Consider the following 9,018-nt stretch of genomic DNA (forward strand, 5'->3'; position numbering starts at 1 on the left):
GCGCAAGCCCGCCGACGGCGTGACCCCGAGCGGGCAGACCTACACCTACACGGCCAACGACATGAGCGTCGGCGACGTCGACGGTGACGGGCAGTACGAGTACGTCGTGAAGTGGGACCCCTCGAACTCCAAGGACGTCTCGCTGGTCGGCTACACCGGACCGGTCTACCTGGACACGTACCGGGCGGACGGCACCCTGCTCTACCGGATCGACCTGGGCGTCAACATCCGGGCCGGGGCGCACTACACCCAGTTCCCGGTGTACGACTTCGACGGTGACGGCCGCGCCGAGCTCATGCTCAAGACGGCGCCGGGCACCAGCGTGATCCGGTACGACGCCACGGGCCGTGAGGTCTCCCGGCGTCACATCACGATGCCCCGCGCCGACGTGCGCGCCGGTTACCGGCACTCCGACGACTACCGGCTCAGCGCGGCCGGCTACCGCGAGTACCTGGTGACGATGTTCCAGGGCTGGACCGCGCACCCCGAGGTGGTGGCCGGGCGCTGGCCGGCGACGCTGGAGGCCGCGTTCGGCATCGCGCCGCGGTACGCGTACCCGCTGTCGCGCGCCGACGCCGAGGCCCTGGTCGACTACTTCATCGACGTGTACGCCCCGTCCCGCAGCGCCCGCAACAACCTGCGCGCGTTCGAGGGCTTCATCCTCGACGGCCCGGAGTATCTGACGGTGTTCGCCGGCGAGACCGGCCGCGAGCTGCAGACCGTGCGCTACAAGCCCGGACGGCACGACGACGGGCTGATGTGGGGCGACTATGCGCTGCCGCGGATCGAGCCGGGCAACCGCGTCGACCGGTTCCTGTCCGGGGTGGCCTATCTCGACGGCCGGCACCCGTCGGCCGTGTTCGCCCGTGGCTACTACACCCGCACCACGCTGGTCGCGTACCGCTGGGACGGCCGCCGGCTGACCGAGAACTGGTACGTGGACAGCGGCTGGACCCCGATGAGCAACCCGTTCAACGACAACCCGCACGGCCGCGACGGCACCGACCCGCGCTACGCCACCCTCACCAACCAGGGCTTCCACTCGCTGAGCGCGGCCGACGTGGACGGCGACGGCCGCCAGGAGATCGTGTACGGCGCCGCGACCATCGACGACGACGGCAGCCTGCTGTACTCCTCGTTCGACACCCTCCCCGAGGGCAGCGCGGCGCCGGGGCAGCGGGTCCGGCTCGGCCACGGTGACGCCATGCACGTCACGGACATCAACCCGGACCGGCCCGGCCTGGAGACGTTCACGGTCCACGAGAACGGCACCGGCGCCCCGTACGGCATGGCCCTGCGCGACGCGGCCACCGGCGAGGTGCTCTCCGGCACGTACTCCGGGCGCGACACCGGGCGCGGAATGATCGGCGACGTGCTGCCGGAGGTCCGCGGCATCGAGTCCTGGGCCAGCATGCCCGGCGGCTCAGAGGCGTCCGGCCTGCACACGGCGGCGGGCGCAGTGCTGCCCGGGCCGGTGCCGGGCACCAACCAGAGCATCCGCTGGGCCGGCGACCTGACCACCCAACTGGTCAACGGCGCGGGCGAGGTAACCCCGACCATCGACGACTGGCGGCGCGGCACTCTGCTGACCGCGACGGGCACGCTGACCAACAACGGCACCAAGGGCAACCCGTCCCTGGTCGCCGACATCCTGGGCGACTGGCGCGAGGAACTCCTGGTCCGCACGGCGGACAGCACGGCGGTCCGGATCTACCTGAGCACCGAGGTCACCGGGCACAAGCTCTACACGCTCATGCACGATCCGCAGTACCGGGTCGAGGTGGCCCGCCAGCAGACGACCTACAACCAGCCGTCGTATCCGGGCTTCTATCTGGCCTCGGACACCGACTGGCGGGACGTGCCGCTGCGCCGCGCGTTGTAATTCCCCGCGGTTCGTGCAACCTTCCGCCGGTCCGGTCTCGTGATTGTCCCGACCGAACGGATAGGGGTGGGCATGAGCGATCGCGACGCGGCGTTCGCCGAGTATTTCGCGGCCCGGTCGGGGGCCATGCGGGGGACGGCGTTCCTGCTCTGCGGGGACTGGCACCGGGCCGAGGATCTGGTGCAGACCGCGTTCACGAAGCTGTACACGCACTGGCACCGGGTGGCGCGGCACGAGGCGCTGGATCCGTACGTCCGGCAGGTGCTGATCCGCACCTTCATCGACGACGGCCGCCGGGGCTGGTGGCGGCGGGAGCGGCCGCGGGAGACGCCGATCGAGCTGGCGGCCCCGCCGGGGTCGGCCGATGACCGGCTGATGCTGTTGCAGGCGCTCGCCGGGGTGCCGCCCCGGCAGCGGGCCGTGCTGGTCCTGCGTTATTGGGAGGACATGTCGGTCGACGAGACCGCGGCTGTCCTCGGCTGTACGGCCGGCACGGTCAAGAGCCAGGCGGCGCGTGGCCTGGACGCCCTCCGGACGTTGATGTCCCACCCCGTCACCGCCGAATGAGAAGAGGCATCGTGAACGAGAACGACCTGCGCGAAGCCATGCGCGCCAGCATGACCCTCACCCCGCCGCCCCCGATGGAGTCGGCCACGGCCCTGACCGCCGGCCGCCGGGCCGTACGCCGGCGGGCGACGCTCGCCGGTGCCGGGGCGACCGCGGCGATGATCGCGGTGACCGCCGTGGCCGTGCCACAGGGCCTGCGGCTCGCCTCGGACGGCGAGGAGACGCCCTGGGCCGGCGGTGGGGTGCCGTCGGCCATGCCGACCCCCTCGGCGGGTGGCGACAGCACCAAGCCGGCCTGGCCGATCGACGGCAACGGCCAGCCGCAGGAGGATGCCACCGCCCGCTCGGGTGAGCGCTACGAGCAGGGCAAGAAGCTCCTCGACGAGCTGCTGGCCGTTGTCCCCGACGGCTGGAGCACACCGACCGGCGAGTCGAAGGACGGCATCCCGCTGCGCGATCACCAGGCCCAGGTGGAGGGTGACAACACCGGAGCGACCTGGGGCTATCTGGCCCAGGCGGCGATTGCCAAGGGTGGCCGGGCGGGGTCGTTGCTGGCCGAGGTGCACACCAAGAACAACGGCCTGCCCACGGAGCCGTGCGCCCTGGCCCGGCAGTTCTGGGGGCTGAAGGGTGACTGCGACGTGGTCACCGTCGGCAAAGCCAAGGTGGGCGTGTCGCGGGTTCCGGCCGGGACCAGCGGGGTGGAGCAGTGGGCGGCCTACCGGTACCCGGACGGCATCGTGGTCTACGTGGCGCAGAGCCGTACTGCCACCAACGGCGAGAACGTCCAGCCGCCGCTGACGAAGCTGCCGCTGACGGCGTCGCAGCTGGCCGCGCTGGCCACCGACGACCGCTTCCACCTCAACTGACGGGGACTCAGGTGCCGCAGAACGTCTGGTAGGCACCGAAGTCCTGCGGTGCCGGTGCGGCGTACCGCTCGAGGTCCGGGCGCTCGTCGTAGGGCTCGCTCACGGCCGCCACCAGCCGCTCCAGCGGATCCAGGTCGCCGTCCGTGGCCGCGGCCAGGGCCTCCTCGACCAGGTGGTTGCGCGGGATGTAGACGGGGTTGACCCGCTGCATCGCGTCGGCGTCCGGGCCCAGGGCGTGCCAGCGCGCCACCCAGGCGTCGACGGCGGCCAGGTCGATGAAGAGGCGGCGGGCCGGTTCGGCGTCACCGCGGGCGGCGCCGGCCAGGGTACGGAAGAACGACGTGAAGTCGACGTGGTCGGCGTGCAGCAGGGCGAGCAGGTCGTCGACCAGCGGCGACACCACAGTGGCGTCGACACCGTCGGGCAGCCCCAGCTTGGCGCGCATACCGGCCGACCATGCCGCGTTGTACGCGGGCCGGAAGCCGCCGAGGGACTCCACCGCGAGGGCGACGGCCTGCTCCTGGTCGTCGTGCAGGAGCGGCAGCAGGGCCTCGGCGAGCCGGGCCAGGTTCCATTCAGCGATGGCCGGCTGGTTCCCGTACGCGTAACGCCCGCCGTGGTCGATGGAGCTGTAGACCGTCGCGGGGTCGAAGGCCTCCATGAACGCGCACGGTCCGTAGTCGATGGTCTCGCCGGAGATCGTCATGTTGTCGGTGTTCATGACACCGTGCACGAAGCCGACGAGCATCCACTGCGCCACCAGCGACGCCTGCGCGGCGACGACCGCCTCGAACAGGGCGAGATACGGCTGCTCGGCCTCGGCGGCGTGCGGGTGGTGCCGGGCGATCGCGTGGTCGGCGAGCCGGCGCAGCAACTCGGCGTCGCCGGTGGCCCGGGCGAACTGGAACGTGCCGACCCGCAGGTGGCTGGCGGCGACCCGGGCCAGCACGGCTCCCGGCAGCGGGGTCTCGCGGTGGACCGTGCGCCCGGTCGCCACCACGGCCAGGGCGCGGGTGGTCGGGATGCCCAGGGCGTGCATGGCCCGGCTGACCACGTACTCGCGGAGCATCGGGCCGACCGCGGCCAGGCCGTCACCGCCCCGGGCGAACGGGGTGCGCCCGGAGCCCTTGAGATGAAGGTCACGGACGGTGCCGTCGGCGTCCACGAGCTCGCCGAGCAGCAGCGCGCGCCCGTCGCCGAGCCGCGGGGAGTAGCCGCCGAACTGGTGCCCGGCGTAGGCCTGCGCGACCGGGGTGGCGCCGTCGGGGACGGCGGTGCCGGTCAGCAGCCGGATGCCCTCGGGGCTGCGCAGCTGAGCGGGGTCGAGGCCCAGCTCGGCGGCGAGCGCCTCGTCGAGCACGAGCAGCCGCGGCTCCGGCGTCTCCTCGGCCTGCCAGGGGATCGCCAGGCCGGCGAGTTCCGTTGCGAAGCGGTTGTCCAGGACGACGGTCGACGGCGGTGCGATGCTCACGCTTCGAGGGTACGTCGGACGGTGTCCGGTTCCGGACCGGCGGCCGAGGAGGTCACACCGAACGTCGGGTATCGCGGCCGACCACGCTCGGTAACACTTGTGGACCGCGGGCAAGGACGCCCTTGAGTGCCCTATGACGGTGCAAAGGGAATGGCCTTGAGTCTGCAGTCACAAACGTACGAGTCCTATGTCCGGCCCTGGCTCGGCGGCCTGTTGCGCTCGTTGCGCCTCGACGTCTCGTACACCCGGGCCGAAGGCAATTGGCTCTATTGTGACAACGGCTCGGGCCCGTCCCGGGTCCTCGACGCGGTCGGCGGGTACGGCGCCAATTTCTTCGGCCATTACCACCCGGAACTGACCGCCCGGCTGACCGGGCTCATCGCCGGCCGGGTCCCGGTGCAGGCCCAGGGCTCGATCCGGTCGATGACCGCTGAGCTGGCCCGGGAGCTGTCCGCCCGGGTCGGTGGCGACGGGGACGAGTACGTCGTCACCTTCGCGAATTCGGGTGCGGAAACGGTCGAGGCCGCGGTCAAGCACGCGGAACTGGCCTGGCGGGAGAACGCGGCGGAACACCAGCAGCGGCTGGTGAAGAAGGCCGCGCAGCTCGTCCGTCAACTCCCGGAACTCGACGACGCCGCGTGGACCGCGTTGCGTGACCTCGGTTATCCGGGGGACCGGCGCACCCGGGCCGCCCTCGACTTTCTCATCGCCCACAATGAGCGGCTGACCGCCGAAGCACCGCAATTCCTGGCCCTGGCCGGTGCGTTTCACGGCAAGACGATGGGTGCGGTTCAGCTCACCCACCACGACGCCTATCGCGGTCCTTTCGACCAGGGCTCGACCCGGTTCGTCGACGGCCCCGCGTCGCTCGCCGGGCACCTGCGCGAGTGCCGACGCACCCGCTACGAGGTCACGGTCTCGGGGGCCGCGCTGGTGCTGCGGCCTCGCCCGTTCTCGACCGTCGCCGCGTTCTTCGTCGAGCCGATCCAGGGCGAGGGCGGCATCCGGGTGCTGACCGCCGACCAGCTGCGGGCCTTCGCCGGCGCGGCCCGGGACGAGGGCGTTCCGCTGGTGCTGGACGAGATCCAGTCCGGGATGGGCCGCACCGGCAGCTTCTGCTTCAGCGAGCAGTCCGGGGTCCGCGGGGACTACGTCCTGCTGGCCAAGAGCCTCGGCGGCGGGCTGATGAAGGCCGGCGCGCTGCTCATCCGGCGGGCGCAGTACCGCCGGCGGTTCGGCGAGATCCACAGTTCCACCTTCGCGGAGGACGACCTCAGCGCGGGCGTCGCCCTGGAGGCCCTCCGGGTGCTCGACGGCGAAGGACTCATGGGCCGGGCCGCGCGGACCGGCGAGTGGCTGCTCGGCGAACTGGAGGAGCTGCGGCGCCGCTATCCCGAGGTGCTGGCGGAGATCCGCGGGGTGGGCCTCATGATCGGCGTCGAGTTCGCCGACCAGTCGGCCAACCCGTCGCGGGCCGTCCGCCTGCTCGACGCGCAGCGGCTGCTCGGCTACGCCCTGACCGGCTATCTGCTGCACGAGCACGGCGTACGGGTAGCCCCCACCCTGTCGAACCCGAACACACTGCGCCTGGAACCCGCCGCGACGCTGTCCCGCGCGGAAGGCGCCCTCCTGCTGCGCGCGCTGGAGACGGCGTGCGAGGTCATCCGCAAGGCGAACGCCTACCAGCTGACCCGGTTCATCGTGGCCGCCCCGAGCGGCTCGCCCGTCGCGGACTACCGGCGCGAGCTCGCCTGGGACGCCCACGACCCGTCGTTGCCGCAGGTGGCCTTCGTCGGGCACTTCATCACCGCGTCGGACATGGCGCTCTGGGACCCGAGCTTCGAGCTGTTCACCGCTGAGCAGCTCGGTGACTACCTGGAGCGCGTCGGCCCGTACCTGAAGGCCGAGCTGACCGACCGCCGGACGGTGACCTCCGGCACCGGGGCCAAGGTGCAGCTCAATTTCCTCGGCGTGCTGGCGTCGTCGTTGCAGATGAGCCGGAACATCTTCGGCGACGGCACTCGCACCCGCGCGGTGATCGCCGAGGCCGTGCAGGATTCGGCCGCGGCCGGGTGTGTCGCCCTGGGCCTCGGCGGCTACAACTCCATCGTGACGGCGAACGCCCAGTCCCTGCCGCCCGATCACCTCGCGCTGACCACCGGCAACGCGCTGACGGTCGGGATGGGCCTGCGGGCCATCGAGCGGGCCGCCGCCGAACGGGGGATTCCGCTGGAGAGCGCCCGGTTCGCGGCGGTCGGGGCGAACGGCAACATCGCCAGCATCTACAGCGAGCTGATCTCCGACCGGGTGCCGAGTCTGCTGCTGATCGGGCGGCCCGGCCGCGAGGAGGCGGTGTTCAAGGCGGCCCAGCGGATCTACGCCCGTGCACTGAAGCGCATCGACCAGGCCCGTACGGCGAACCGCGCCGCACAACTGCGCGGCCTGGCGGGCAGCATCTCGCGTCACCCGTCGTTCGTGGCGCTGCCGCCGCAGCCGTGGACCGAGGACGCCATCCGCCGGCTGCACGACGCTTTGACCGCCGGCCCCGTCGAAGCCCCGCTGCGGATCGAGACCGACCTCGACGGCCTGGCCCGGGCCGACCTGGTCCTGGGAGCGAGCAACTCCGCCGAGCCGCTGATCTTCCCCGGCATGCTGGGACCGCAGCGGGTGGTCATCTGCGACATCTCGGTGCCGATGGACACCGATGCCTCCGTGCTGGCCGAGCGCCCCGACGTCACCGTCATCCAGGGCGGCGTGGTGCAACTGCCGGCCGACCCGGACTTCGTGATCGGCGGGATCCCGCTCGAGCCCGGCCTCTCCTTCGCCTGCATGGCCGAGACCGTGCTCCTGGGGCTGGAAGGCATCCACACCCACTACAGCTACGGGCAGATCTCGGCCGACCAGGTGGAGACCATCTCCACGGTCGCGGAGAAGCACGGCTTCGTGCTGGGCCGCCCCCGCCTGGAACGCAGCTACTGAGCCCGCTGCTTCTCGAACGCCAGCTGGTTGTAAGGCGACCGGTCGTAGGGCGGGATCTCCCGGTACCCGGCTGCCCGGTACAGGGCGATGGCCTCGGTGAGAGCGGTGTGGGTGCCCAGCCGCAGCGTCGTCACGCCGTGCGCGTGCGCGTCGGCCTCCACCCGTTCCAGCAGCCGCCGCCCGAGCCCCAGGCCCCGCGCCCGCGCGTCGACCCACAGGTGGCGGATCTCGGCGATCCCGTCACCGAGGCGGCGCCACGCGCCACAACCCACAGGCCGATCTTCCTCGTACGCGACCAGCAGCGCCCCGTCTTCGCCGGTCAGGTCGCCGGGATCCACGAGCGCCGCGTCGTCGTACCCCTCCGGGAAGCGGACGGCCAGTTCCGACGCGTACGCGCGCAGGCACTGCTGGGCGTCGGGGGAGCCGGCGTCGACCGGCCGCACCGTGACCGTGGCCAGCCGCAACAGGCGCCGGATCTGCTCCTGGGCGTCGACGAGTTGCCGGCGCTGGGCGGCGGAGAGCGGCTCCAGCAGGTCACTGATGCCCGCCCGGGAGCGCGCGTCGAGGTCGGCGCGTTCGCGTACCCCGGCCTCGGTCAGCTCGGCGACGCGGACCCGCCGGTCCGCCGGGTGCGCGCGGGTCCGGACCAGGCCCTGCTCCTGCAGTGAGCGCAGCAGCCGGCTGAGGTAGCCGGAGTCCAGGCCGAGCCGGGACCGCAGGTCGCGGACGTCGGCCTGCTCGCCGATCTCGTAGAGCAGCCGGGCCTCGCTGAGCGGGCGGTCCTGGCCGAGATAACGGTCGGTCAGCACGCCCAGGCGGCGGGTGTAGTAGCGGTTGAAGTCGCGGACCGTCTCGACCTGAGCGAGGGCAGCAGCGTCCATCGGGCGATGCTAGCGTGAAATCTCTGACTCAGGTCAGAGATTATCGTCGGCCGAGGGCTGCGCGACCATGCGCTCCTCGCGCGTCTTCTTCTCGATGTTGATCTGGTGGGTGTGCGGGCGATAGATGAGGTCGACCGGCCCCATCAGCTCCTGGCCGACGCCCCGCCGCCGAGTGCGGGCCGCGAGCCACGCGAGGGCGCCGAGGACTGCCGCGAGAACGGCGGCGGACACCAGCCACGGCACGATTTCTCCCATCCGGGCAGGTTACGCCCGGCTGCGCGGTCGGGAAAGCTCGCCACGGGTACGGGCGAGCAGCTCGACCAGCGCTACGGCCGCGCCCTCGGCGACCGTCGGGGACAGTCCTCGCCG

At 72.0% G+C, this 9,018-nt stretch carries 7 protein-coding genes; 4 read left to right on the forward strand and 3 right to left on the reverse strand.

All coding sequences use genetic code 11. The features are described from left to right. The 3 genes from AB0C29_RS20925 to AB0C29_RS20935 all read left to right on the forward strand — a co-directional run. Window positions 1–1,882: rhamnogalacturonan lyase (locus tag AB0C29_RS20925; protein ID WP_360822453.1), on the forward strand; the 1,882-nt coding region annotated here is incomplete at its 5' end. A 72-nt stretch (window positions 1,883–1,954) separates the two neighbouring features. Beyond that, window positions 1,955–2,449 carry a SigE family RNA polymerase sigma factor gene (locus AB0C29_RS20930; protein WP_360822455.1) on the forward strand — a complete coding sequence of 165 codons (495 nt, stop codon included), beginning with the start codon at window positions 1,955–1,957 and terminating at the stop codon, window positions 2,447–2,449. An 11-nt stretch (window positions 2,450–2,460) separates the two neighbouring features. After that, window positions 2,461–3,318, forward strand: a complete 858-nt coding sequence (locus tag AB0C29_RS20935) for a hypothetical protein (protein WP_360822457.1) — start codon at window positions 2,461–2,463, stop codon at window positions 3,316–3,318. 7 nt (window positions 3,319–3,325) lie between these two features. Here AB0C29_RS20935 and AB0C29_RS20940 read toward each other — a convergent pair whose 3' ends face one another. Next, a complete protein-coding gene (locus tag AB0C29_RS20940; protein ID WP_360822459.1) occupies window positions 3,326–4,789 on the reverse strand; it encodes a protein adenylyltransferase SelO in 1,464 nt (487 codons plus the stop codon). A gap of 156 nt (window positions 4,790–4,945) precedes the next feature. Between AB0C29_RS20940 and AB0C29_RS20945 the strand changes: the two genes are divergently transcribed. Beyond that, window positions 4,946–7,768 carry an aminotransferase class III-fold pyridoxal phosphate-dependent enzyme gene (locus AB0C29_RS20945; protein WP_360822461.1) on the forward strand — a complete coding sequence of 941 codons (2,823 nt, stop codon included), beginning with the start codon at window positions 4,946–4,948 and terminating at the stop codon, window positions 7,766–7,768. Here AB0C29_RS20945 and AB0C29_RS20950 read toward each other — a convergent pair. Beyond that, window positions 7,762–8,649, reverse strand: coding sequence for a bifunctional helix-turn-helix transcriptional regulator/GNAT family N-acetyltransferase (locus AB0C29_RS20950; protein ID WP_360822463.1), 888 nt, complete (start codon window positions 8,647–8,649; stop codon window positions 7,762–7,764). The genes AB0C29_RS20945 and AB0C29_RS20950 overlap by 7 nt on opposite strands. A gap of 33 nt (window positions 8,650–8,682) precedes the next feature. Next, window positions 8,683–8,904: a hypothetical protein gene (locus tag AB0C29_RS20955; RefSeq protein ID WP_360822465.1), complete on the reverse strand. Its 222-nt coding sequence runs from the start codon at window positions 8,902–8,904 to the stop codon at window positions 8,683–8,685. Between the last annotated feature and the right edge of the window lie 114 nt (window positions 8,905–9,018).

The organism is Actinoplanes sp. NPDC048791, assembly GCF_040650095.1.
Taxonomy (GTDB): Bacteria; Actinomycetota; Actinomycetes; order Mycobacteriales; family Micromonosporaceae; genus Actinoplanes.